The sequence below is a fragment of the Photobacterium sp. DNB23_23_1 genome, assembly GCF_052873815.1.
The window spans coordinates 65,102-90,557 of the sequence record NZ_JBNNXT010000019.1; the positions used below are offsets into that span (position 1 = coordinate 65,102).

Annotated in this window: 26 protein-coding genes; 23 read left to right on the forward strand and 3 right to left on the reverse strand. The window is 44.2% G+C overall.

Annotation, left to right across the window (positions count from 1 at the left end):
* Positions 1-174 precede the first annotated feature (174 nt).
* The 9 genes from ACVA53_RS13670 to ACVA53_RS13710 all read left to right on the forward strand — a co-directional run bounded on the left by ACVA53_RS13670 (position 175) and on the right by ACVA53_RS13710 (position 9,310).
* Positions 175-456, forward strand: coding sequence for an HlyU family transcriptional regulator (locus ACVA53_RS13670; protein WP_255044302.1), 282 nt, complete (start codon positions 175-177; stop codon positions 454-456).
* 443 nt (positions 457-899) lie between these two features.
* Positions 900-2,456, forward strand: a complete 1,557-nt coding sequence (gene pntA, locus ACVA53_RS13675; RefSeq protein WP_255044301.1) for a Re/Si-specific NAD(P)(+) transhydrogenase subunit alpha — start codon at positions 900-902, stop codon at positions 2,454-2,456.
* 10 nt (positions 2,457-2,466) lie between these two features.
* The gene (gene pntB / locus ACVA53_RS13680; protein WP_255044300.1) at positions 2,467-3,843 is read left to right on the forward strand and encodes a Re/Si-specific NAD(P)(+) transhydrogenase subunit beta; all 1,377 of its coding nucleotides are present in this window, start codon (positions 2,467-2,469) and stop codon (positions 3,841-3,843) included.
* Positions 3,844-4,079: 236 nt separating this feature from the next.
* Positions 4,080-5,519, forward strand: coding sequence for a sensor histidine kinase VxrA (gene vxrA / locus ACVA53_RS13685; protein ID WP_255044299.1), 1,440 nt, complete (start codon positions 4,080-4,082; stop codon positions 5,517-5,519).
* Positions 5,494-6,156 (forward strand): response regulator transcription factor, encoded by a 663-nt coding sequence (locus tag ACVA53_RS13690; protein ID WP_255044298.1) that lies wholly within the window; start codon positions 5,494-5,496, stop codon positions 6,154-6,156. Before vxrA ends, ACVA53_RS13690 begins: the two co-directional genes overlap by 26 nt.
* Before the next feature lie 5 nt (positions 6,157-6,161).
* On the forward strand, positions 6,162-7,025 hold the full coding sequence (locus ACVA53_RS13695; protein WP_255044297.1) for a DUF2861 family protein: 864 nt from the start codon (positions 6,162-6,164) through the stop codon (positions 7,023-7,025).
* 102 nt (positions 7,026-7,127) lie between these two features.
* A complete protein-coding gene (locus ACVA53_RS13700; RefSeq protein ID WP_255044296.1) occupies positions 7,128-8,357 on the forward strand; it encodes an NnrS family protein in 1,230 nt (409 codons plus the stop codon).
* Between the two features lie 66 nt (positions 8,358-8,423).
* A complete protein-coding gene (locus ACVA53_RS13705) occupies positions 8,424-8,594 on the forward strand; it encodes a YoaH family protein (protein ID WP_255044295.1) in 171 nt (56 codons plus the stop codon).
* A gap of 200 nt (positions 8,595-8,794) precedes the next feature.
* Complete coding sequence (locus tag ACVA53_RS13710; protein ID WP_255044294.1) at positions 8,795-9,310, forward strand: phosphohydrolase; 516 nt, start codon at positions 8,795-8,797, stop codon at positions 9,308-9,310.
* Between the two features lie 61 nt (positions 9,311-9,371).
* On the opposite strand, the gene nadE is transcribed toward ACVA53_RS13710, so the two are convergent.
* Positions 9,372-10,208, reverse strand: coding sequence for an ammonia-dependent NAD(+) synthetase (nadE, locus tag ACVA53_RS13715; RefSeq protein WP_255044293.1), 837 nt, complete (start codon positions 10,206-10,208; stop codon positions 9,372-9,374).
* Between the two features lie 182 nt (positions 10,209-10,390).
* On the opposite strand from nadE, the gene ACVA53_RS13720 reads away from it, so the two are divergent.
* The gene (locus ACVA53_RS13720) at positions 10,391-10,912 is read left to right on the forward strand and encodes a nicotinate-nicotinamide nucleotide adenylyltransferase (protein ID WP_255044292.1); all 522 of its coding nucleotides are present in this window, start codon (positions 10,391-10,393) and stop codon (positions 10,910-10,912) included.
* Positions 10,913-10,961: 49 nt separating this feature from the next.
* Positions 10,962-11,423 carry a hypothetical protein gene (locus tag ACVA53_RS13725; RefSeq protein ID WP_446505377.1) on the forward strand — a complete coding sequence of 154 codons (462 nt, stop codon included), beginning with the start codon at positions 10,962-10,964 and terminating at the stop codon, positions 11,421-11,423.
* A gap of 13 nt (positions 11,424-11,436) precedes the next feature.
* Here the strand turns inward: ACVA53_RS13725 and ACVA53_RS13730 are convergent, their stop codons facing one another.
* Positions 11,437-12,069: a hypothetical protein gene (locus ACVA53_RS13730; protein ID WP_255044290.1), complete on the reverse strand. Its 633-nt coding sequence runs from the start codon at positions 12,067-12,069 to the stop codon at positions 11,437-11,439.
* 296 nt (positions 12,070-12,365) lie between these two features.
* Here ACVA53_RS13730 and ACVA53_RS13735 point away from each other — a divergent pair, with 296 nt between their 5' ends.
* Positions 12,366-12,605 (forward strand): histidine kinase sensor domain-containing protein, encoded by a 240-nt coding sequence (locus tag ACVA53_RS13735; RefSeq protein ID WP_446505379.1) that lies wholly within the window; start codon positions 12,366-12,368, stop codon positions 12,603-12,605.
* On the opposite strand, the gene ACVA53_RS13740 is transcribed toward ACVA53_RS13735, so the two are convergent.
* The gene (locus tag ACVA53_RS13740) at positions 12,577-13,017 is read right to left on the reverse strand and encodes a hypothetical protein (protein ID WP_255044415.1); all 441 of its coding nucleotides are present in this window, start codon (positions 13,015-13,017) and stop codon (positions 12,577-12,579) included. The two genes, ACVA53_RS13735 and ACVA53_RS13740, sit on opposite strands and share 29 nt — an antisense overlap.
* Positions 13,018-13,610: 593 nt before the next feature.
* Between ACVA53_RS13740 and ACVA53_RS13745 the strand changes: the two genes are divergently transcribed.
* From ACVA53_RS13745 to ACVA53_RS13795, 11 genes are all read left to right on the forward strand, one after another.
* Positions 13,611-14,372: a DUF3450 domain-containing protein gene (locus ACVA53_RS13745; RefSeq protein WP_255044416.1), complete on the forward strand. Its 762-nt coding sequence runs from the start codon at positions 13,611-13,613 to the stop codon at positions 14,370-14,372.
* A gap of 1 nt (position 14,373) precedes the next feature.
* Positions 14,374-15,705 (forward strand): MotA/TolQ/ExbB proton channel family protein, encoded by a 1,332-nt coding sequence (locus ACVA53_RS13750; RefSeq protein ID WP_255044417.1) that lies wholly within the window; start codon positions 14,374-14,376, stop codon positions 15,703-15,705.
* Positions 15,705-16,265 carry a MotA/TolQ/ExbB proton channel family protein gene (locus tag ACVA53_RS13755; protein ID WP_255044418.1) on the forward strand — a complete coding sequence of 187 codons (561 nt, stop codon included), beginning with the start codon at positions 15,705-15,707 and terminating at the stop codon, positions 16,263-16,265. Before ACVA53_RS13750 ends, ACVA53_RS13755 begins: the two co-directional genes overlap by 1 nt.
* Positions 16,265-16,669 carry an ExbD/TolR family protein gene (locus tag ACVA53_RS13760; protein ID WP_107296501.1) on the forward strand — a complete coding sequence of 135 codons (405 nt, stop codon included), beginning with the start codon at positions 16,265-16,267 and terminating at the stop codon, positions 16,667-16,669. Before ACVA53_RS13755 ends, ACVA53_RS13760 begins: the two co-directional genes overlap by 1 nt.
* Complete coding sequence (locus tag ACVA53_RS13765) at positions 16,669-17,286, forward strand: energy transducer TonB (protein WP_255044419.1); 618 nt, start codon at positions 16,669-16,671, stop codon at positions 17,284-17,286. Before ACVA53_RS13760 ends, ACVA53_RS13765 begins: the two co-directional genes overlap by 1 nt.
* The gene (locus ACVA53_RS13770; RefSeq protein WP_255044420.1) at positions 17,283-18,461 is read left to right on the forward strand and encodes a tetratricopeptide repeat protein; all 1,179 of its coding nucleotides are present in this window, start codon (positions 17,283-17,285) and stop codon (positions 18,459-18,461) included. Before ACVA53_RS13765 ends, ACVA53_RS13770 begins: the two co-directional genes overlap by 4 nt.
* A gap of 325 nt (positions 18,462-18,786) precedes the next feature.
* Entirely contained in the window at positions 18,787-20,811 is a 2,025-nt protein-coding gene (gene fusA / locus ACVA53_RS13775) for an elongation factor G (RefSeq protein WP_446505378.1), read from the forward strand.
* A 285-nt stretch (positions 20,812-21,096) separates the two neighbouring features.
* Positions 21,097-21,282: a hypothetical protein gene (locus tag ACVA53_RS13780; RefSeq protein ID WP_255044422.1), complete on the forward strand. Its 186-nt coding sequence runs from the start codon at positions 21,097-21,099 to the stop codon at positions 21,280-21,282.
* Positions 21,283-21,575: 293 nt separating this feature from the next.
* The gene (locus tag ACVA53_RS13785; protein ID WP_255044423.1) at positions 21,576-21,791 is read left to right on the forward strand and encodes a hypothetical protein; all 216 of its coding nucleotides are present in this window, start codon (positions 21,576-21,578) and stop codon (positions 21,789-21,791) included.
* Positions 21,784-23,547, forward strand: a complete 1,764-nt coding sequence (locus ACVA53_RS13790) for an ABC transporter ATP-binding protein (RefSeq protein ID WP_255044424.1) — start codon at positions 21,784-21,786, stop codon at positions 23,545-23,547. The genes ACVA53_RS13785 and ACVA53_RS13790 overlap by 8 nt, the downstream gene beginning before the upstream one ends.
* Positions 23,541-25,325 carry an ABC transporter ATP-binding protein gene (locus ACVA53_RS13795; protein WP_255044425.1) on the forward strand — a complete coding sequence of 595 codons (1,785 nt, stop codon included), beginning with the start codon at positions 23,541-23,543 and terminating at the stop codon, positions 25,323-25,325. Before ACVA53_RS13790 ends, ACVA53_RS13795 begins: the two co-directional genes overlap by 7 nt.
* Positions 25,326-25,456 lie beyond the last annotated feature (131 nt).

Sequence of the window (25,456 nt, forward strand, 5' to 3'; positions counted from 1 at the left end):
GCTTATCTGAATGTCGTGCAAAATAAAATGTTGCAATGCTTAAACTAGCAGCACTAGCCAACAGAACGTGAGTTAAAGGCAGTGAACTTCAAGAATTTAATCTTGCTTTCATTTTTTTTTATTAGTTTGTGGCATTATGTCACTGTATTAGAGCGATTTTTGGAGATAATTAAAGTGGGATTTTTCTCAAAGTTATTTGGATTTAGTAAGCAAGATACAACAGAAGCCGATGTGGAGCCCATTGAATACAACGGCTATCTGATTTATCCAGAGCCAAAGGCTGAAGGAGGCCAGTTTCGTATTGCTGGGCGAATTTGCAAACAGTTCGACGACGAAGTGAAAACACACGTGTTTGTTCGGTCTGATCTGTTATCTTCCAAAGCAGATGCAGAGTCTTTTATGATTAATAAAGCGCAAATGTTTATTGATCAAACTGGCGACAAAATGTTCGGTTAACTTTGTTCTATCTGGCCTGCTAGTTATCTCTCCCTCTAGCAGGCTAATCAAAAGGTAGGGAGAGCTGCAACGAATGTATGTAGTGCAACACTCATCAGGGAAAGATGTTTGTTTTTATACTCTTCAACGGACTAACCTCATTTCTCTGATTTTTTAAACGATAAAACACTATTCAGGATGCTGATAATGGACTTTTATAAAGTCAAACCAAGAAAAGTTAGTGATTTATGCATGATTGAGTGCGTGCATTATTAACTTTATTTGTGGTTTGACCTCTGTCCAGGTGTTGCAAACGTTATTTTCTTACTGTTGGAAGGTGACATTTGTTATGTTTAACAACGCTTATGTAACTTAATTTTGTACTTCAACTACAAATTACTTGATATTATGTTCGTGGTTGGATAAAAAATTGTTACTTATTTGCCGTGATTTAGGGATTAATAATGCAAATTGGTGTACCTAAGGAAATACTCGCCAATGAAACGCGAGTAGCTGCGACGCCGAAAACGGTTGAACAGCTGTTAAAAATGGGGTTCAGCGTTGCTGTTGAGACAAATGCGGGTATTCTTGCAAGTTTCGATGACGCTGCTTTTGAGGCTGCAGGGGCGACAATCGTATCAACAGAAGATGTATGGTCTTCTGATTTGATTTTCAAGGTGAATGCTCCCCAAGTTAACGAGAAGACTGGTGTCGATGAGTTCGAGCTGATGAAAGAAGGGGCTAGTATCGTTAGCTTCATTTGGCCAGCTCAAAACGCTGAGTTGCTCGAAAAACTGTCGAGTAAAAATATTAATGTTATGGCGATGGACTCGGTTCCTCGTATCTCTCGTGCTCAGGCATTGGATGCGTTGAGTTCGATGGCTAACATCGCGGGTTATCGTGCTGTTGTTGAATCTGCGCATGAGTTTGGCCGCTTCTTTACGGGCCAGATCACTGCCGCGGGTAAAGTTCCACCTGCGAAAGTACTAGTGGCTGGCGCTGGTGTTGCAGGCCTTGCTGCTATCGGTGCTGCTGGTAGCTTAGGAGCGATTGTTCGTGCCTTTGATGTTCGACCTGAAGTCAAAGAACAAGTTGAATCAATGGGCGCTGAGTTCTTAGAAGTTGACTATAAAGAAGATACTTCAACGGGCGATGGCTATGCCAAAGAGATGTCGGATGAGTTCAACAAAGCTGCTGAACGTTTATATGCAGAGCAAGCAAAAGATGTCGATATTATAATAACTACCGCGCTTATCCCTGGCCGTCCTGCTCCTAAGCTGATCACCAAAGAAATGGTCGATTCAATGAAGGCGGGGAGTGTGATTGTTGACCTTGCTGCGGCAAATGGTGGTAACTGTGCGTATACCGAAGCTGATAAAGTAATCACCACAGACAATGGCGTGAAGATTATTGGTTATACTGACATGGTTGGCCGTCTTCCGACTCAATCTTCTCAACTGTATGGTACAAACCTAGTTAACCTTGTAAAGCTTCTGTGTAAAGAAAAAGACGGTAACATTGATATCGACTTTGATGATGAAGTACTACGTGGTTTAACCGTCATCAAAGAAGGCGAGATTACTTGGCCTGCACCACCGATAAAAGTGTCTGCTGCACCCCAGCAGCAAGCCCAACCTGTTACGGCTCCAGCTGAAAAAGTAGTAAAACCGACTTCTCCTGTTAAAAAGTACGGTTTTATGGCTGCAGGTATTGCCGCGTTTGGTTGGTTAGCTAATTATGCACCCGCAGAATTCCTTTCCCACTTTACGGTATTCGTTTTAGCCTGTGTTGTTGGCTATTACGTGGTATGGAATGTTACCCATGCACTTCATACACCGTTGATGTCAGTTACTAATGCTATTTCAGGCATTATTATTGTTGGTGCATTGCTGCAGATTGGTCAAGGGATAGGAGTGGTTACTTTCCTTTCGTTTATTGCCGTCTTAATAGCGAGTATTAATATTTTCGGTGGTTTCACCGTTACCAAGCGCATGCTTGAAATGTTCCGTAAAGATAAATAAGGAGTAACACATGTCTGCAGGAGTCGTACAAGCGGCATACATTGTTGCTGCGGTACTATTTATCATGTCGTTGGCGGGTCTTTCTAAGCAAGAAACTGCACGTTCTGGTAACTATTACGGTATTGCCGGTATGGCAATCGCTTTAATTGCAACGATCTTCGGCCCTGATGCTCAAGGAACTGTCTGGGTTATCCTCGCCATGATCATTGGTGGCGTAATTGGTATCTATTACGCTAAAAAAGTTGAAATGACCCAGATGCCAGAACTGGTGGCTATCCTACACAGTTTTGTAGGTATGGCTGCGGTATTGGTTGGCTTCAATACTTATCTGGATCACGGTGAATTAACAGGTGCATTGCTCAACATCCATCTGGTTGAAGTTTTCCTTGGTGTGTTCATCGGCGCGGTAACATTTACTGGTTCCGTTGTTGCATTCGGTAAACTAAGCGGATCAATGTCATCTAAAGCACTTATGCTGCCACATCGTCACAAGTTAAACCTCGCGGCAATTGTTGTGTCGTTCTTACTAATGATGATGTTTGTTAAAGCAGAAGGTTCAATGTTCGCACTGATCGTTGTGACATTGATTGCTTTTGCTTTTGGTTACCATTTGGTTGCTTCTATCGGTGGCGCCGATATGCCAGTTGTTGTTTCAATGCTTAACTCTTACTCGGGTTGGGCAGCAGCAGCGGCAGGTTTCATGCTTGCGAATGACTTATTGATAGTAACGGGTGCATTGGTTGGTTCTTCTGGTGCAATTCTGTCTTACATTATGTGTAAAGCAATGAACCGTTCATTCATCAGTGTAATTGCTGGTGGGTTTGGTAACGATGGTGCAGCACCGACTGAAGATGTTGAACACGGTGAACACCAAGAAGCATCTGCTGAAGAAGTTGCTGAAATGCTGAAAGATGCACGTTCTGTTATTATTACTCCAGGATACGGAATGGCCGTTGCCCAAGCTCAGTACCCTGTACATGAGATCACGGATAAGCTGCGTAAAAAAGGTGTGGATGTACGTTTTGGTATTCACCCCGTTGCAGGCCGTTTGCCGGGTCATATGAACGTTCTTCTTGCTGAAGCGAAAGTGCCGTATGACATTGTGTTGGAAATGGACGAAATCAACGATGACTTCAGTGAAACGGACGTTGTTTTGGTCATTGGTGCCAACGACACGGTAAACCCAGCGGCAATGGACGATCCGAACAGTCCGATTGCTGGTATGCCTGTATTGGAAGTATGGAATGCCAAGCATGTTATCGTATTCAAGCGTTCGATGAATACGGGCTATGCGGGTGTTCAGAACCCACTGTTCTTCAAAGAAAACTCACAGATGCTATTCGGTGATGCGAAAGAGTCTTGTAATAAGATCCTTGAGCATATTTAAGCACAAAGTTGTTCAACGCTGTTGACAGTATAAAGGGAGCCTAGTGCTCCCTTTCTTATTTTTAGCAATAGCTATAATTGTATGTTAGTTCGAATAAAATAGAGATAAAATTAAGCTTTTACATGTAGCTGTCGCTTTTCTATGGGTAATGTTTACATGAATCGAATGCGCATTTATCCATCAGGCTAATGACAAAGCCCTGACAAATCGGGAAAACGGGGTGATAGACTTCACTTATGAAAAAATTCGTCTTACTGTTCTCACTGCTGTTTGTCGGCACCAATACTGCGTCAGCAGAAAACTTACCCGAGCGCTTAAACGGCGTTCGAGCAGAGCTATTATCCAGTGATTCAGTTGCGACTTATGATTTCAGAAAGCTACAGGGTCAATTTCCTACGCAGTTGTTGTTGCCGTCTTCGTTGTTACCGCAGTCAGCAACGTATCCGCTGAAATCATTACAGCGTTTATATAATAGTTCGTTGTCCTGTAAAGGACCTTGGCCTGTGACCCCGCTGTTGACTCAACCGCTGGTTTTTACTCGTGCGATTTGTAATAACACAATCTTGCCTATTGGCTGGTTTGCAAGGGCTGGGTATATTCACCCTGGTGGTGGAAGCTATGCGTCAAGGTATTTGATTAAGCATCCTGATCTTAAAGAAAAATTGGGGGATTTCCTCCATATTCAAGAACGAGATTTAGCGCCGACAAATACTGTTTTGGGGCGTTTACAGCGAATGAGCCGAGATGAAATACAGGTTTATATTGCTGGTGCGGAAGTTTTTATCTCAAATGGTGAGCTGTGGATCCGTAATGGCAATGAGTATCATGTGTATGACCAACCGAGATGGTCCCCGATCCTTAGCCAGTTTGATGTGAACTTTACTCGATTGAATACAACTAGCTTTTGTATACTTAAAAGCGGGAATATTTGTTGGGAAGAAGAAGATAAATCGCATCTGACTTTCTACCTATTGGTAGGTCTGTTGGTGATCAACATCAGCTTGTTGTTTGGTTGGGTTTTTTACCGTTGGCGTATACGCCGTAGGGCGATGCAGGAGCGTATGCTCGTCCTTCAAATACTCACACATGAACTGCGAACTCCCATTGCAAGCTTGGCGATGACTGTAGAAGGATTTCGTAGACATTTTGATGCGCTACCAGAAACCCTATATGATGAGTTTAGGCGTTTGACCGAGGATTCTAGGCGTCTAAGGCAGCTTGCAGAGGCAAGTAAAGATTACTTACAAGCGAATCAGCAAGAGTTAAGTGTACAACATGTTGATTCGTTTAATGAATGGGTTGAGTACCTGAGTGAGCCGTATGAAGTCACACTGGAGCTTGCTGAGGATCGCCCTGTAGACGTAAATATATATTGGTTGGGCACTTGTATCGACAACCTGTTGTCTAATGCCCACAAGTATGGCGTTAAGCCTGTAAAATTAACATCATCGTATTCGAACGGAAAACTTATTGTTAGCGTTTCAGATAACGGCCAGCTCGGTGCTAAAGACTGGGCTAGATTAAGAAAGCCATTCGTCAGCGAGCGCGGACTAGGGCTTGGGCTGACAATCGTAGAATCGATGATCCGAAGAATGGGTGGGCGAATGAAGTTAGTTGGCCCTCCGACAACTTTTATATTGGAGATACCGTGTGAATCAAACTCTGCTTCTGGTTGAAGATGACCGCAACCTTGCTGATGGTTTACTCGAGAGCTTAAGAGGGGCAGGTTACCACTGCTTGTATGCTGATTGTGCGTCTAATGTTGCTGAGCACTGGGCTCAAGCAGATCTTGTCGTACTTGACCGTCAGTTGCCTGAAGGGGACTCCCTCAGCTACCTGAGTGATTGGTTGAAAATAAAACAGCTTCCCGTGATCTTGCTTACTGCAATGGTCTCTGTTAATGATAAAGTCATTGGGCTCGATTCGGGTGCCAAAGATTACCTCACTAAGCCGTTTGCCGAAGAAGAGCTGTTGGCGAGAATTCGCCTACATCTTCGTTCTGGTGCCCCTGAAGCGGCACCAAGTAATACGGTGACCGTTGGGGACATTAAAATCGACTTGGATAGCCGTGAAGTTAACCAGTCGGGTGACGCTGTCACTTTGACGCGTACCGAATTTGAGCTGTTGGTATTCTTGGCGAAAAACGCTGGTCGCGTATTTACACGCGATGAGTTACTTGATCAGGTCTGGGGATACAATCATTACCCGACAACGCGAACGGTTGACACGCATATCCTTCAGCTGCGGCAAAAGCTGCCAGGCATTGAGATCGAGACATTGCGCGGTGTCGGTTACCGAATGAAGTCTGTGTAAGCAGGATGTCCAACTTTTCTGTAACCTGTTCATTATTGATTTTGCATTCGGCGCTTTGGGCGCCGAATGCCTTAGCTAACTGGTTTGTGTCGCAGGACGTGATTACCATGGCGCACCAAAAGCTGCTCGAAGGTAAAACTAATGAGAGCTTTGGGGCAATGGTGCAAGCTTGGCAGCAATCGCCCAATATTGAATATCAAAATAACCTCAATGATTTGTTACAGCTTGCAATCACTGAAGATTGTGGGCGTAGCCTCGATGCTACTGCTTTGCCGCCTTGGCTATCGCGTTTAGTTATCCAGCGCGAAATGGTGCAGAACCAAAATCAGGTATTACCACGTTTGGCTATTACTGGTACATCAGACCAGCGGATCACCAACATAGATTTTATTCGTTGGCCTGAACAGTCAGTGCTTTCTGCAACGCCTAACACGGGAAATGGTGGCTACTTTGCTATTGAAACCAAAAGGTTAGAAAAGGCGAGCAGTGAGGGATTGTATCAGATGATCATCAGCGCCGATGGCGAAGAAAGCTATAAAACCTGGGTACTGCTAACTCGACCTTTGGGTATACAGCGCATTGGGTGGGTTGATAGCCAAAACTGGCGAATTGAACAAAATGGCCTTCCTGACAAAGCGTGCCCGTCACCGGTACTTTCAATGAATATCTACGATCTCAATGATACATCCTGGACCCCATTGTGGACGGAGAATGTTGATGGAAAGCTCCCAACGACACTGCCTGATGTTGATCTGCCTGATGGACGGTACTGGTTGAGTGTCGGTATTGTTCAAAGTCGCTGGCAGGGGGAAATAACCATCCGCGATATTCAAAGTATTACTAGACCTGTAGAACATTCAGAAATGTAACTTGCATGCCAAGTGTATGAATATATTGATAATTAAATGCATCTAAAAATTTATATTTAAAGGTGTATTTTCATTGCAACTTCAAAGGTGTATTATTTATACATGTTTAAAGTGGGTAATGAAACCATGATGCAAATTCTAGATAGCGAAAAAGAGCAAAAAATACTGCCGTTGTTTCGCTTAGCATTCCGTCCTTTTTTCTTAGCTGCCAGTATGCTGTCTGTTATATCGATGCTACTGTGGGGGCTTTTCTGGGCAGGAAATGTTTCTTTGGCAAGCTATATGTATAGCAATCCTGTTTGGTGGCATAGCCATGAAATGCTGTTTGGTTTCACTGGCGCAATTATTATCGGCTTCTTGTTGACTGCCGTGCAAAACTGGACCGGTAACCCCGGTGTCAGAGGTTGGAAACTTGCGGCTATCTTTGCATTTTGGCTCGTAGCCCGGTTAGGTATGTTTACAAGTACGCCAAACGTCATTTGGATGGTTGTTGATTTGATCTGGATGCCTTTGGCGGCAGGGCTTCTTGCTCATCCAATTATCATCCGTCGGCAGTGGAACAATTTGTTTTTTGCGCCTTTGATATTGGTGATGACGGTACTTAACGCACTATTCCATCTTATTGCTTTGGGAATGAGCGACATGCCATTGAGTACTGTCTCGTTTGCTACGGTTATGGTTATTAGTGTCATCGTCCTTGTTGTCGGCGGCAGGGTGATCCCATTTTTCACTTGGCGTGGCACTCAGACAGAGCAAATTACACGAATAACGTGGTTAGAGCTTGGAGCATTGGTTCCAAGCTGGTTATTGTTGATTAACGTACTACTGCCAATACCCAATACTATTTCAGAAGTGACATTACCAGCATTACTCGCGGTCACTGGGGGGATGCATCTCATTCGCTTTATGCGCTGGCGTAGCCTATCAACGCTTCGTGTACCATTGCTTTGGTCGCTACACTTCGCGTATTTAGCAATGGTTATCGGGTTATTGTTGTTTGCCATTCACTATTCGTTCGGGAGTGTGAATTATAGCATTGCGCTTCATACGCTTACCGTTGGTGGTATCGGGTGCATGATCTTAGCCATGATAGCCCGTGTATCTTTGGGCCATACTGGTCGCCCATTGCAAATTAAACCTATCATAGTGGTTGCCTTCATTGCTTTGATGTTAGCGACACTTGCTCGTACATTGCTTATTGCCTTGCAACCAGCGCTGACTATTCAGGCATATGTTATTTCGGCTGGGTTATGGGCGTTGGCCTTTGCGATTTTCACGGCTGTATATTTCCCGATCTTATCTAAAGCTCGTGTCGATGGCCGTCCAGGTTAAATAGCAGGTGACAATATCGGCGCAAGTCAATAAACTGTGCGCTCATTAATTTCGGGTATATGAATTATGCTTAACAACGGTCCTACACTGACTCACGCACAGCAACAAGAAGCAGCCGATAAGATCCATGAGCTGATGGCTCAAGGGATCAGCAGTGGTGAAGCGATCATGATGGTCGCCAATGCAATCCGTGAAGCTGAGGCGAAAAAAGCCGAGTCGGAAAGCGATCAGGAATAATTTGTCTTATCCCTGAAACGATTATTTGGAACGGGTGCCATTTGGTGCCCGTTTTTTCATCAAATCGTGCAATAAATCTCATTTGTTTATTACAAATTGAGTAAAATCTAACATTGAAAGAGTGAACACACCCTTGCTTTCACTTTGGCCTTTTTTTATTGGGTGTGGTCGTTGTCAGGTTTTATTTGAAGGAGGGAAGGATGAATAACCGTTACCTCAAGGCGCGTACCTTGGCCCGGGCCAAACACAGAGATCAAATGTATGGTGACGTTCCTTATTATATCCATCTCGATGCAGTTTCTCGTTTAGCCAGTCCGTTTGGCACCGATGCGATGATTGTTGCACAGCTGCATGATGTACTTGAAGACACTGAAACATCAATAGATGAGCTTGCTGCTGACTTTGGTTTTCTGGTTGCTGATTCGGTCTGCTACATGACTGATGATAAGTTGGATAGCCGGCAAGAAAGAAAGCATCACGTTAACCAGCGCTTGGCTGCATTGGATACTGTGGAAGAAGCGGCAAGAATTGCTTTAATCGTTAAAGCCTGTGATCGCTTAGCAAATGTCAGGGCGAGTCTGTATAGCAATCACCATTTGTACCAGATCTATCAAGAAGAGCACCATGCATTCAAGCAATCGGTATACCGTAAGGGGCTCTGTGAGGCGATTTGGTGGGAGCTCGATAATCTATTACGCTTTTCCGAGGCGTCATAAAAAAGGGCTCTTTTTTGAGCCCTTTTCCATTATTCTTTTATAAGAGATGGAAATACGTCTCTTACTCTTCGTCGTAAATTGTTGGGATAGGTTGACGTTTATGTTGCGTCGCTTTGTATATCCCAACCAAACGATCGGCAACAGATTGCTCAATCGCTTTGCCTTCAAGGAAGTCATCGATTTGCTCGTAGCTGATGTTGAGCGCCTCTTCATCAGCTTTTTGCGGCGCAAGCTCTTCAAGATCCGCTGTTGGTACCTTCACCACAAGTTGCTCTGGTGCGCCGAGCTTTGCCGCCACTTGGCGAACTTGACGTTTGCTTAGGCCAAATAGCGGGGCAAGATCACAAGCGCCATCACCAAATTTGGTGTAAAACCCGGTGATATTCTCTGCTGAGTGGTCAGTACCTAATACTAAGCCGCCGACTAAACCAGCAATTTCGTATTGTGCAATCATGCGGGTACGAGCTTTTACGTTGCCTTTTACGAAGTCGATAGCCCCTTGGCTCTCAGGAACAAGGCCGGTGCCATCTAGCGCTAATAGAGTACTCGCATGGGTACCGTCTACACCGTCTTTGATGTTTACGCTGACAGAATGGCTAGGCTTGATAAATGACAACGCGAGTTGCGCCTCATCTTCATCTTTTTGCTCGCCGTAAGGTAAACGTACGGCAATGAATTGATAGTCATTGGTTTGATCGGCGGTATTCAAACCTTCAACTGCGAGCTGTGCAAGGCGGCCAAGAGTGGTTGAATCAACCCCGCCGCTAATACCCAAAACCAAAGATTTACATCCTGATTGTTTGAGTTTCTTCTGAATAAACGCAATTCGACGTTCAATTTCAAAGTCCGTATTAATTTCCGGTAATACGCGCATTTCATCGCGGATTAACTGTTCCATAATGAATCAATCCTCAGGGGCCTGCCCAGTTTGTAACCATATAGCGTTATTTAATGCAAAAAAGAGATGAAATGCATTAAACCTTTTGCAAAATATGCGATAACTCTATGTCAGGATCAATCCTCTTACGTTAAATAAGTAAAATAATCAGTAAAACGGAACAAAAAAAGGACATTTCAGCCATGACAGCATCAATTGCCATTTTCGGTAGTGCGTTTAACCCACCGAGCCTTGGTCATAAGTCAGTCATCGAACGCTTAACGCATTTTGATAAAGTTATTCTACTCCCTAGCTACAGTCATGCCTGGGGAAAGCAAATGTTAGACTACGATGCCCGATGCAACCTGGTAGAAGCCTTCATTGAAGATTTGTCACAGGATAACCTCGAACTATCAACACTAGAACGCGATATGGCGATAGGGGATGAGGCGATAACAACGTTTGCGGTGCTTGAAGCTTTAGAAGGTCTTTATCCAAGAACACATTTAACGTTTGTCATTGGCCCGGATAATTTTCTCAATTTTGGTAAGTTTTACAAAGCTGATGAGATCACTCAGCGCTGGCAAGTACTTGCGTGTCCTGAAACCGTGAAAGTGCGCAGTACGCAAATTCGTGAGTGTATTGTTAATAGTCGCGAAATATCACATTTAACGACCAGTAGTGTTGCTAAAATGCTGTGTGAAAATGATTGGTATTCCAAGTAGGTAAGTATGTTTTTGGTTTAAATATGGTGAGTGCGGTTCAGTAGTAATCATGGTTGTATTGGCTTTATCTTCAGGTTTGTTGTTATCAACAGTGTACTTTAATACTTCAGCGTGCGTTTCTGCCGTTGAATGTTCTTCAATAGATATTTATGAGACATACCAACAGGCTGAGAGTGACCCTTTACCTGTTATTGCAGAGTGGAAAGCCACCGAGCAGCCACAAGATAGCTTTTGGGATAACTGGGCTCGGGAGCTCGACTCACCTTTTTTAACGTCTAATATATCGTCTAGTTTTTATGGGCTGGGTGTTTGGATACCTGAGAAGTTTGCCGGAGATGATTTTCTGGATGTGGAAGACGTCAGCGAGTTAATAAAAAAATACGGTTTGCAAATGAGCTTTGGTTTTGGCGGGGAAAATGGTCAGTCACCGAGGCTAAGGTTTGACTACCGTTGGCATGAAGACCGTAACTTGGAAGATGTGTTTATCCAAGTTGAAATTCCTTTTCAATAACACATTAGTAAACTTACTTCTCGATGACCTTAGAGGCGAGCTTATTCTCTTCATAACCTTCTAGATTTGCTTCATCAAAAGTGAGTGTTGCGATTGCAGGGAAGCGCTCTGTTATCAACGGCTGATCCCTTTCTGCGGCATAGCTATGATGTACGATTGCTAAACCACTGGGGTACAGGGTATTCCAAAGCTGGCTGTTTGCCACCAAACTTGAGGTTATGAATTGCCCAATATAGGTCACTTTATCCGCTGATACGTTGAAGAAAATTCCGAGGTTGTTATTCGATTTTGAACGAACCGTTTTGCGTCCGTTAGTCCCTCTGAATATTACTTGGTTGATTTCATATCGACCTTCCGGCAAAGCGGTAACGAAGATCTGGCCTCTGTCTGTGCCTGAATGGAAATCCGATTTCTTCGTGTTGGGAGTGGATAAGACTATTTGGTCCGATTGGCCGTCAGGGCGGATAAACAGGGTAGTGATAATCCCTTCACCTGTTGATGGCCACTCTGTTGTGACGCCTAGACTACCCGCAAGATACCCTTTTGCAGCGGTCGTATTAGCGATACTGTCAGGGACCGTCAGGTTAATTCCTGAGCTGCAACCCCAAATGTATAAACAACACATCAAAACAGTAAAGCGTTTCATCTCTTGCGTCCTTGCAAAGGTCATCATCTATTATCTTCCGATATATCATAATTAAACATCATACATAGTTAATAAGACAGTTGTGTAAACTAAATTTGTTAATTTGGTTCCTGAATTCTGTTAGAAAGAATTCTATGTAGCCTTATTTGTCACATTAATGGGGTTGCCATCGAAACAGCTGAATAATGCTTGTTTGCTTCTGTAACTCAAAAAATGTTGCTATTTGTAATGAGTCGTATTGATATTCATAATATAAAGTCTGCTTTTTATCTCGGTGATCGACATGGATTAGCTGACTGGGAGCGGGGGGACAAAAGTATTACCTATTTGTCTTAGACGATGATCAGTATGCGATTTGTGGGTGCAACATGCATCCACATTTTGTGTTTAAGCTGCAATATGCCAGGGGTATTGATACTGCTTTTGATAATGAGATTAATCAGCCCACTGAAGGGGTCAGTTGCCAAAGATGTAAGAAAAGCCCGATGGTAAACATCGGGCTTCGGGTTATTTCTTTAGACGTTCTGTATCGATAACGTTCTTGAATTTACCGGCTTTGCTAAAGATGTAATTCACATCAGGCGGAAAATCTTTATTGCTCTTGGCATGCTTCATCATGTCGAAGACCGTGAATTCAGTCATGATAGCGTATTGATATTCTTTGAAATCGCCTTCAGCTTGTAGTGTTGGATCATAGTACTTATCGCCTTTACGGATGATAGCATGATCAATGACTTCTTCATCACAGCGATAGCCAAGCACGTAGCGATCACCTTTACCGTAGATGACATTCATATAGCTGTTGTAAAAACATTCACCCTCAGCAGATGTACATGATTCAAGTACATCCTCATCCATAGCAGAAACGGTGACAATACGCATTTTGTCTGCTTTTAGGTTAAGAGCTGTCAGTTGCTGACGAACGTTATCTAGGTTTACTTCTGTCACTTCAAATGTACCGATAATTTTAAAAAAACGTCACATTATACCTGCCTGCTATGAAAATGACACATTTGCTCATCGATATCTCACTACTGCCCCCGCTTGACGTATTCATTGCGAGGCTTTGAGATGCAAAGCGGGAGTGGATTCCTCCGTGGCGGAAAGCAACACTGGTCTCATTACAGTCAACCAATTGAATGGCTATAACGCGTAGAGGTTGTTAAGGGTGCTGCACGTTAAATTGGCAGCGGGACACTGAACGAAGCGCAAACACTGCGTGCGCGAGCGTTGTATCGAAGCATACGCTGCATACTCTGAAAGCTTTGAGCCGCAAGGTGAAGTATCATGCAAACGTAACCCTAGCTCAAGGCCGTAACCACATGATGACGTTACAAGTGTGTTGCTAATTGATTAATAAAGGGGGAGGGGTGTGCCTCCTCCTTTACTGTTTTATTAATTAATGTAAATTCAAATGATATCGATTTTCATTTGATGTATATTGATTTCACTCGTCGACTAGCGCTCGGTGAGTTTCTTTGTTTTTGGTATAGCCTTCATTATTTGAAGATTTTTAATTTTATTAGTGCATTGAATTTTAAATGAATATTAAGAAAACTAGCCTAGCACTACTGGTGCTGGGCCTTACAACTGGAGCACAAGCCAGTACTTTGGGTGAAGCGCGACATCTTGAAAGCTCGATGAATAAAGCGTCGGCAAACAGCCAGACAATCATTGATCGTAGCGCGGAATCGACGTTATCGATGAAAGCTGAGATTGAGCAACTGCAAGAAGAAGTACAGAACTTGCAGGTTTATCGTGATCACCTTGCTAATTTGGTTGATAGTCAGAACCAAGAGAAAGCCAGCCTTAATCAGCAAATTGAAGGGATTAAAGATACCCGCCAAGGTGTTGTCCCTTTGATGTACAGCATGCTAAACGGTTTGAAAGCCAATGTTGAAGCGGATAAACCCATTCGTCGAGAACAGCGTTTAACGCGTATTGCTAAGCTTGAAAAAATGATGGTTCAGGCTGATATCAGTGATGCAGAAAAATACCGTCGTATCTTAGAAGCCTACCAAATCGAACTTGATTACGGCACCAAGATGGGCATCTATCAAGGGCAAGTAGCGCTAGAAACAGGTTCAATTGAAGCGGACATGTTGTACTTGGGCCGAATATCTCTTGTTGCCCGTAGTCTCGACGGAACCAAGTACTGGTCTTGGAATGAAAAAGACTCAGTTTGGCAGTCACTTGATGGCTCTTTCGCTTCAGGTATCAACAAAGCATTTGCCATTGCTTCCAATCAGGCTGCTCCAAGCCTAATCGCCCTGCCAGTTTCAGTTAACGTGGAGACGAAGTAATATGAAGATCAAAGCGTTAGTGGCAGCGTTGTGCCTAATTTCAGCTCCTGTTGTTTCGGCTAACACGGAATTGGTTAAAGATACCCGCCAAGAAGTGAAGGTTCAGCAGCAACATAATGCTGAGCGTGAGCAGGGTTTCAAAATGACAGAGCAAGAGTTCAAAGCTCAGCGTGATGCTCTTCTCAAGCAACGTCAGCAACTTCAGAGCGAAACTGATCAATTCAGCGCTACTTTCAGCAAAAATGAAAACGATCTGGCAAAGCTTGAAGAACAGTTGCGTCTAGAAACCGGTAGCTTGGGGGAATTGTTTGGCGTTGTACGTCAGGCGGCAAAAGATCTTGACTCAGAAATGGGCTTCTCGGTTACCGGTGTTGACCGTAACGAATATCGTCAAGTTATCGATAGTATCGTTGAAGCCAGAACACTACCTTCACTAGAAGAACTTAACGGTCTGTGGAAAGGGCTTGAAGAGCAGATTTCAGCAAGCCGTGAATTGCGTGCTGTATCTGTACCATTCATTGATGGTCAGGGACAAACGACCAATGTCGATGCTTACCGTTTAGGTAGCCTTGGCTTGATCGGTGAGCAGGGATACCTAGCATGGGATGGTAAGCGTGAAACGGCTAAACCATACCTAAAACAGCCACAAAACGGCCCTGTCAGCCAACAATTGTCACCGCTTGAGCAGAATGGTATGCAAGCAATGGTGGTTGATCCATCCCGAGGCATCATGCTTGAACAACTTGCCAATGCCCCGGAGCTGAAAGACCGTATCGAACATGGTGGCGTGGTCGGTAAAATTATCCTTGGCCTACTGGCGATAGGTCTGAGCATCGGTCTTTTCCGCGGTGCTAAATTGTTCGCAATTCGCCAGCAGATCAAAAAGCAGCTTAAAACACCTGAAACTCCGGGTAATAACCCACTCGGTCGAGTGCTTGGCGTATACAACAAAGAGCAAAACCGCAGTGTGGAAGCGCTTGAACTTCGCCTTCTAGAAACCATTGTTGACGAGCAGCAAGGTCTGGAAAAAGGGCTTTCTATGCTTAAGCTGTTGGCAGCACTTGCGCCAATGCTGGGTCTGCTGGGTACGGTAACCGGTATGATTGAAACCTTCCAGGTGATCACACAGTTTGGTAATGGTGATCCAACCGTGATGGCTGGTGGTATTTCCATGGCACTGGTAACAACGGTTCTGGGTTTGGTAGCGGCGATGCCACTGCTTCTTGCACATAACATGTTGACAACCCAGGCTGAAACTATCCGCACTATTCTTGAAAAACAAGGTATCAGCCTCGTCGCTGAGCAAGCTGAAAAAGCAGGAATTACCGCATAATGGAAAGCAATCTGTATGAAGTTCCGCTAGTGCAAGCTTCATTCTTTGATGCTTGGAAATTCTCGCTAGAGACCTTCATGAACCAAGGTGGTCAGGTGCTCTGGTGGTTAGCTGCGGTAGTGATGTTTTGTTGGATTTTAGTGATTGAGCGGGTGCTATATCTGCTCATTACCTACCCAAAACAGCGCCAGCTTTGGCTGGAAAAGTGGCAATCAAGGGATGACCATTCATCTTGGTATGCACGCTCAATGCGCGATGGTTGGTTAAGCCAAGCACATATTGCTCTTAACCAGAACCTTAATTTGATCAAGGTTCTTGTGGCAATTTGTCCAATGCTTGGTCTGCTAGGTACCGTTACCGGTATGATTTCGGTATTTGATGTGATGGCCACTCAAGGCAGTAGCCAACCAAGGTTGATGGCGTCAGGGATCTCCCTAGCTACATTACCGACAATGGCGGGTATGGTCGCAGCACTATCGGGAATGTTTGTACATTCTCGCTTAGCGAAGTCCTGCCACAAGCGCGAAATTAAGTTAGAAAAATTATTGAGGAGTCAGTAATGAGACTGAGTCGTCCTTCTTCAGCTCGTGAAGATGCTCAGGTAGACCTGACATCTATGCTGGATATTGTATTTATCATGTTGATTTTCTTCATTGTGACCAGTTCATTTGTTCGTGAATCCGGGGTTGAAGTCAATCGTCCACAAGCCAGTAATGTCGTTAGCCAAAAAGATGCGGGTATATTTATTGCCATCACGTCAGCCAATGACGTGTACATAGATAAACGTGTTGTTGATGTCGAGCGTGTTCAGGCAACGTTAGAACATTTGTTGCTTGAACAACCTGAAGCATCCTTGGTGATCCAAGCGGATGAGCATGCTTACAACGGTACGGTTGTTAGAGTAATGGATGCAGCTAAAGGCGCGGGTGTGCAGAAAATAGCGTTGGCAGCGGAGAAGCGCTAATGCTGCGTGTACTTATTGCAATTCCCACGGCTTTCTTGATGGCGTTAGGCTTATTCACCTTCATGGCCTGGATGGTGGATAACGGTAATCATCGCCCTGAAGCTGAAAAGCAACTGTTAGCGTTTGATATGGTGATGGTGGAACAGGAGCGTGAAGCTCAGCGCCGTCAACGTGCTGTGCCCGAGAAGCCAGAAACACCGGAACCGCCACCAAAGGCAATGCCTCAAGCCTCTAATCAGGCTGCGACAAATACGGTGAGCCCGTCGATGCCAAACCTTAATCTAGATGCTTCTGTATCCGGCTTAGCAATCAATGTCCCGACGTTTTCTGATTTTGGCGCTAACCAACAAGCGATGCCGCTGTATCGTGTTGAGCCCAAGTATCCTACTCGCGCGATGAATCAGGGTGCTCAAGGTTATGTTGTATTGTCATTTACCATTGATCCGCAGGGCCGACCAGCGGATATCAGTGTACTGGATGCCAAGCCTCGCCGTTTATTTGAACGTGAAGCTATTCAAGCACTGAGAAAATGGAAGTATCAGCCTAAAGTTGTTGATGGCAAGTCGATAGCACAGGTTGGTCAAACGGTCAGATTGGAGTTTAAGATAGAGAAATGATCAAAAAATTGACATTAATTGCTGCTTTATCGCTTCCTCTTGGCCTGATTGCTGAACCTGCGGTATGTGCTGAACTGTCGCAGTACACGGCGGGCCGAGTACAGCGTGCTCATAACCTTCAGCAAGACGAGAAGGTCGCTGATGCGATTACCTTGTTGGAAGGACTAAACCCATCCCGTGATTACGATAAAGCTTACGTTCAACGCATGTTGGGTGTGTTTTATTGGCAGCAGGATAATACGGCTAAAGCGATCTCAAATTTGACTGATGCGGTCAATTCAGGGTTGTTACAAGATGAGCAGGCTTGGATCACCCAGCGAATGCTCGCGGATATTTTGCTATCGAGTGAAAACTTTAAGCAGGCACTGCCGCATTACTATGCACTAAGCAAAAATATCCCGGAAAATCAGAAAGCCGATGAATTGTGGCTTCGTATCGCTCAATCTCATTATCAAATTTCTGAGTGGAAACAGACGATATCGGCTATCAATACTTACGCCAAGCACGCTGGCAAAATGGACGTTCAGCCACTAACCATCAAGTTAGGTGCTCAGCTTCAGCAGCAACAATGGAAGGCGGCATTGCCAACACTGGAAGCGCTGATTGTACTAGAGCCAAATAAATTGGTTTGGTGGCAACAGACAGCCGGTATTCAATTGCGTTTGGGTCAGTCTCAGTCTGCGTTGGATACATTGGCATTGGCGCGCAGGCAAGGTGTTGAGCTTTCCCAGCAAGATTTGAAAACCCTCGCTCAGCTTTACGCCCAGCGCGGTATTCCGGAAAGAGCCGCGATCCTGTATTCGCAGCTTGATGGGGCTACGTCTGATGTTGAGCTTGTTGTTGCGCAGGCGCAATATTGGCAAATAGCCAAAGAGTGGGATAAATCTATCGCCATTTGGCAGCAAGCCGCAAAAATGGACAACCAATACCGATGGCAGCTTGCACAGCTATTACTGCAGCAAGGTTATTACCAGCAGGCGATTGCTGAACTGGATAAGGTGTCAGATAAAAAGCACGATGCCGATGTGGCCTTGGCTAAGGTACGTGCCTATTACAAGCTGAACAACTTTGAGAAAGCGATAATTTTCGCCAAGCAAGCGGATAATATCGAGTCGAGCTCTGCTTCAAAGAGTTGGATCAAGTATCTTTCTCAAAAACGACAAATGGCCAGTTAAATCAGCCACTGCTTTTGCCTAAGGCTACGATTGTGACATCAGCAAGATGTTTGTTGAATGTCACAAAAGTGGCCTTTTTTTGTAACGTAAAGCAGGCGGTTCCCGCTGATATGAAATAACTCACATTAAAATAACGCCAATGAGCGCAAGCTAAACGAGACATTGAATAATCATTCTTTGGTTATTCTTAATATTATTCTTGTGGCGATTTGGGCCTGTGCTTATGGACGTACCCATCCGAAAATTGACCTGGAAGACGACAAGGCGGGAAACCGCCACGCATGCAGATAAATAGCGTTTGTCTTTCAGAACTTCGGAGGTTGATATGTCCATGAATGAAATCCGCAATATCGCAATAGTAGGCCAAAGTGGGGTAGGTAAAACCACCCTTATAGAGCGTCTATTGTATGAGTCGGAATGCTCCACGCATCTAGGTAGCGTTAAGGGTGGTGACACGGTCACTGACTTTGATGACCAATCTATCCATTATCAACACAGCATTGAAGCAACACCAGCCGCACTCTGTTGGAAAAAACACCGAATGAATGTTGTTGATACTCCCGGTTTACCAGAGCTATTGGGACGTACTTTGAGCATTTATCCAGCGGTTGAAACCACCGCTTTAGTCTTTGATGCCAATACGCCACTAAATCAAGTATCTGATAAACTTTATTCTTTTGCCAAATTGCAGAAGAAATGTCAGATGATCATTATTAATAAGGTTGATCTTAATCCGGATAAAATTCCACAGGTTATCAATGAGATCCAATCGCATTTTGGTCAAGAATGTCTGCCCATAAACTTGCCTTCTGATGATGGTAAATCGATAGTTGATTGTTACTTTTCGCCTGACTATGAGGCTTCTACACTTTGGGATAGCGTGGAATCAGCACATGAGCAGCTTATTGATCAGGTTATCGAAGTCGATGAGAAACTCATGGAGTTGTATTTAGAACAGGGTTCATCGTTAACACCTAAGCAACTACACGACCCATTTGAAGAAGCCTTACGTACAGGGCATGTGATCCCGATTTGTTTTGTCTCCGCTGAGACAGGGCAAGGCATTCCATTACTCCTCCAAACGCTTGCTGAAATTATGCCCATGCCATCGGAAGGTAACCCACCGATGCTGGAGAAAAATAATCAGAAAATTCGGGTTGATTGTGAGAAGCTCGATCATACTGTTGCCCATGTTTACAAAGTCAGTGTTGACCCTTATCTAGGGAAATTGGCCTATATAAGAGTGTTCCAAGGAGAAATCAATGCGGGCTCTCAGCTTTATATTGGCGAGAACAGTAAGGCGTTCAAAGTGGGGCATTTATACCAGTTGCAAGGCAAGAAACGGATAGAGATCGGTAATGCCAGAGCTGGTGATTTATGTGTACTGGCCAAGGTTGATGATTTGAATTTTGATTCAGTGGTTCACGATTCACATGATGAAGATGATGTCATCATGAAAACACTCGATTTCCCCGCGCCTATGTACAGTTTGGCCATTCAAACAACCAAAAGGGGGGATGAACAGAAACTATCGGAAGTCCTTCATAAAATAGCCGCAGAAGACCCTTCCTTGCGACTTGAGCATCGAACTCGCACTAATGAAACTGTATTGAGCGGACAAGGTGAATTCCATTTAAAAATTGCCCTCGAGAAAATGGCCTCAGTTTATAAACTCAATGTAAATACTGAGCAGCCGAGTATTGAATACTTTGAGACCATCACTCAGCAGGCGGAAGGGCATTACCGCCATAAAAAACAAAGTGGTGGTGCCGGACAGTTTGGTGAAGTCCAGTTAAAAGTAAGGCCGTTAGATCGCGGGGAAGGGGTTGTTTTCATCAATAAAGTGGTGGGTGGAGCCATACCAACGTCGTTAATTCCAGCTGTTGAAAAAGGTATCCGTCAAGCGGTTGAAGAAGGCGCAATTTCACGGAATCCAATCCATGACATTGAAGTTACCGTTTATGACGGTAAGTATCATTCTGTTGACTCGAAAGAAATTGCTTTTGTCATTGCAGGCAAGAAAGCCTTCTTAGATGCAGTCAATAATGCCAACCCTATTATCCTTGAACCTATCGTTGAGCTAAAACTGCAGATCCCAACCGATTCGGTGGGGGATATTAGCGGTGATTTAGCGGCTAATCGTGGTGTGATTTTAGGTACGCAATCGGAGGAGAATAACTTCACTTCGTTGCAGGCGAGAATTCCACAAAATGAGCTTCTGGATTATTCACAGCGACTAAGAGCAATGACCGGAGGTGAGGGAAGCTTTAGCATGGTACTGAGTCATTACGACCCAGCACCAAACACGGTGCAGAAGAAAGTTTGTAGCGATGCGGACGCATCATGCTAGCCGTTAGTTAACTCTTAATCACTTTTATGAATTTTGATTGAATGTAGGCTCCTGACATCGGGAGCCTATTTTTTTGGCGATCTTAACCAGCAAGACTGATCAAATATTTATGTAGGTTGGTATGGCAGCTTGTTGAAAAAGGGTGGCGTTTTCCTAACGGTGAGCTCTGTCATACTGTGACTTATAGCAAAATACCCGGCTAGCGCTAAATTGTAAGTAATCCAATTAAGTTACTTTCTATTCGGTCGTTTATATCTAAGAGAATTAATGATGTTAGGGGGTTGCATGTCTCTTGGAATAAACCTGTCTGGTGACGATAAACAAAAGCTGGTATCAGAGCTTAAAGCCGTTGTGCTGAACCGTTTTCCAAACCGAGAAGTGAAAATAATTAAGCAAACTCAGCAGCATGGTACAGTCTCGCTGCACTTTGAAGTGAACGATGGCGATCTTATCAAGATCGACCTGCCTTAGACGTCTCTTGTTGAAGTCTTCAAGTAACCGCATATTTTTTTGAGTAGTTGAGCCGCAGGCAATGAGTTTGTTACTGCGGCCTGAATGAGTTGCAAGAAATCGTTACGCTGCCAGTTCCAGCTCTGCAGGCTCTGTATTCCCGCGCTTGACACAGGCACAGAGAGCATTGCCTGATATCAATTTCTAGTGTCATGTTGAAGGCTACCCGTATTTTATCTTTAATTAACGTGCCGGATGTAATTTTGATTTGATAAGTGTACACTTATCAAAGTCACTGAAAATCTGGACTTACCTTGAAAGAGAACACTAACAAACACCATTGCGGAAGCAGAGGCGGCTCAAGGCCGGGCTGTGGTCGCAAACCAGGTGTTAAAACCCGTCCGGTTCGCTTACCGGAATGGTTACTGGATGCGTTAGAAGATATCGACGACCCTCGCCACTGTATTGTCAAAGCTTGCATTGAACATTACGGCATTGAACCTCCCCGACAAAAAGACTCACATGACTAAAAAACAGTTTTTCGCGCATTTTCTACGAATGAATCGTAAGTCATATCTACTGGCGATCGTGTTTATTTTCCTTGTTAATTGGCTTCAAGTAGAAATACCGCGTTATATCCAGCTAGCGATTGATTTGATTGATGGCGCAACGTTAGCCGACCAGCAACAGCTTAAAACGTACGTTGGGATCGTGGTGATCATGGCGGCGTCTATGATCGTGGTGCGTATCTTATCGCGTATCTATGCTCTTAACCCTGGCCGAATTACCGAGGCAGCGCTAAAAAACATTCTCCTACAAAAGCTTAACCGCTTACCAAATAGCTTTCATGACCGATTTGCCTCGGGAAAGCTCATTTCAATCATGAATAATGATCTAGGTGGTGTCAGGCTACTGTTTGGTTTGGGTTTTCTGCAGTTTTTCAACGCCTTGCTTGCATTGTCGTTAACACCGCTATGGATGTGGCGCATTTCGCCAGAGTTGACCTTGTATTCGGTTATACCGATTGCGATTGCGTTTGTTATTTTTCGTATCGGTTTTAAGCGTATGAAAGCCCTTCACATGGAACATATGCACAGGTTGCAAACTCTGTCAGCTCAATTAATGAGTTACCTAACCGGCATCGATTTGATTAAAAGCCAGCAGATGTCACCTTGGGTGAAAACGGAAATAGAAAAGCTCAATCAGCAATTGCTGCAATGTCGAATGAAGATCACGCGTATTCAGGTGTATTTTATGCCTGTTCTAGACTACGCCAATGACCTGATGAAAATTCTTATTTTAGGGTGGGGGGGCTACATGCTGATGAATCAGCAACTCACTCTCGGTGAAATTACCGCTTTTCTTACTTATTCGGTATTGCTTGCAATGCCATTAATGCAGCTCGGTCGTATTGCTACTATCTATCAGCGCGGTATGGTCGGGATAACCAGCGTGCAGACTATTTTGAATGCAGACATTCCAGAGCAGGATACGATGCAACTGTCTCCGTCAGGTGTTGAAACATTGAAAGGTAAAACATTCTCGGTACAAAACCTGAGTTTCAGTTACCCAGGAGAAGATCGTTTAATTCTTGATAACATTAGCTTCGAAATACCACCAGGCAAAAAAGTCGGTGTATTGGGCAGTATTGGAGCAGGTAAAACAACACTGGTAAATTGCCTAAACCATCACCTAGATGTTCCTTCGCGTTCTGTTTTTCTTGGTGAAAAGGACGTGACGACTTTTGCTCGTAGTGATTTACGCCGCTTCATAAAAACAGTGACACAGGATCCTTACCTATTTTCGGCAACGGTGGAAGAGAATATTCGCTTTGGTAGCCGTGGTATAGATATTGCCAAAGAGCAGGTCGATGAAGTACTAGCGCTGAGCCAACTAGCCAACGATGTGTCACGGTTTGAAGACGGTGACCAAACACTGGTCGGTGAGAAAGGGATCATGCTCTCAGGTGGACAGAAACAGCGTTTAAGTATTGCCCGTGCGTTGCTTCAACCTTGCGACCTGATTATCATGGATAACGTGCTTTCAGCTGTTGATTACGAAACCGAACGGAAGATCCTTGAAGGGGTGTTTGGCCAGTTGAGCACACAATCTGTGCTTGTGGTATCACACCGTGTTAACGCACTTGAATATATGGATGAAATTATCGTACTCCATGAAGGGAAAGTCATAGCCAAAGGTAGCCATGACATGTTATTGAAAACTTGCCCTTACTATTACGAAACATGGCAATTGCAGCAAAATGAAGCGGAGACAGAAGCATGTTAAAAGGTGTTGATGTTAAATACCTAAAGCACTTTTTCAAATTTGCTAAAAAGTACAAAAGGTCTGCGCTGATTGGTATAGCTATGCTGCCACTTACCGTAATCACTAGTTTGTTGTTTCCTTGGCTAATTATTAAGGTGATTGATACCCACCTTACTCAGGGAAACATGGACGGATTAATACTGCATGTTGCCTATCTGTTTGCCGTTCTTGTGGCAAGCTATGTGGTTGATACCACCTATTCGTATCAACTGCGTAAAACCGGTCAGCATACGATTACGGATATGCGAACGGTGTTATTTGAGCGTGTGCTGAAATTACCTCGAAGCTATTTTGATAATACGCCTACAGGGGTAACTCTTTCACGCTTAACCAGTGATTTGGAAACCATTGGTGAATCATTTGTTCAATCCATTGTTGGACTGGTGAAAGACTCGATTAACACCATTGCGCTGCTGATCATGATGCTATTCATCGACTGGGAGCTGACACTGATTGTATTAGTCGTTATGCCGCCGGTTATTTACCTCACAAGGTATGTTCGAAATCGTCTTCGGGCAACGTATTTGGTGACTCGTTCGGCGCTGGCGCGTGGAATTGGCTTCTTGCAAGAAGTGTTAATTGGCGTAAAAACGGTTCAATTTTATCGTGCGGAAGAGGAAGTTGAAGCTAAGTACCAAGGCTATACTGACGAGTTTTTAAAAGCTCAAATGAAAGCAAATAAATATGATGCCATTTTGTTTGCCTTTATTTCCGGCGTTACCTCAATCACTATTGCGTTGATGATCTGGTATGGCTCCGGCCAGGTGATGCAAAACGCTTTAACCTTGGGGGTATTGATCGCGTTTATTAATACGCTGGAAAAAGTCTTTGTGCCTATCCGGGACTTTACCTCGCAGATTGCGTCTATTCAAAGTTCCTTTGCTGCTTTCGACCATATTGAAGAACTCTTTGTTGAGCCTATGGAAGAAGAAGGGCGTCAACTACATCCTAGTCATAAGGTGAAAGAGCAGCTTAGTGAATTTGTCAGCCTTGAGTTTAAGAACGTCAGCTTCCGCTATAAAGAGGATTCCCCCTACGTATTGAAAGATGTGTCATTTGTATTAGACAAAGGCCATCAGATTGCGCTGGTGGGCTCAACCGGATCAGGTAAGTCGACTATTTTACGCTTGCTTTCTAAAACGTATCAGGGATACGAAGGTAGCATCATATTAAACGGATTAGAGCTTTCTGAAATTTCGATTGAGGATACCGCCCACTTATTTTCCTTGATGATGCAGGATGTGTATCTGTTTGAGGAGAGTATAGAGTTCAATATAGCTCTGGGTAAGGAGGCGATTTCACGTGAACAGGTAGAGCAGGCGTCACGCTATGTTTTTGCTGATAAGTTCATTGAGCAATTACCTCAAAGTTATGATTTCCGTTTGGATAAAAATGGCTCGAACCTTTCTGTCGGTCAGACTCAGTTGATTTCGTTTGCTCGTGCGGTTGCGCAGGGTGGTCAGGTAATGATGCTGGATGAAGCGACCAGTTCAGTTGACTCCATAACTGAGGATCTGATCCAAAAAGCGATGCAGCGATTGTTTAAAGAGAAAACCGTTATCGCCATTGCCCACCGCCTGAGTACGGTGCGTCACTCTGATATGATATTGGTGCTTGAAAGAGGTGAAATTGTTGAACGGGGTAACCACCGAGAACTGCTCGCTCATGACGGTATTTATGCGGGTTTACTCAACGAGTCTATCTCGCCAGTTCCCGAACAAGATGTTAAAAGTGCTTAAGCGACAGTTTTTATAAGAATATTCCGGTTATTAAAAAGGCACTCCAAATCGGAGTAATGCCGATCGTTTAAGCTAACTTGAACGATCCTGCAGTTAGGCGATAATCCCAACTAGTTGATTTCTAGTTGGGA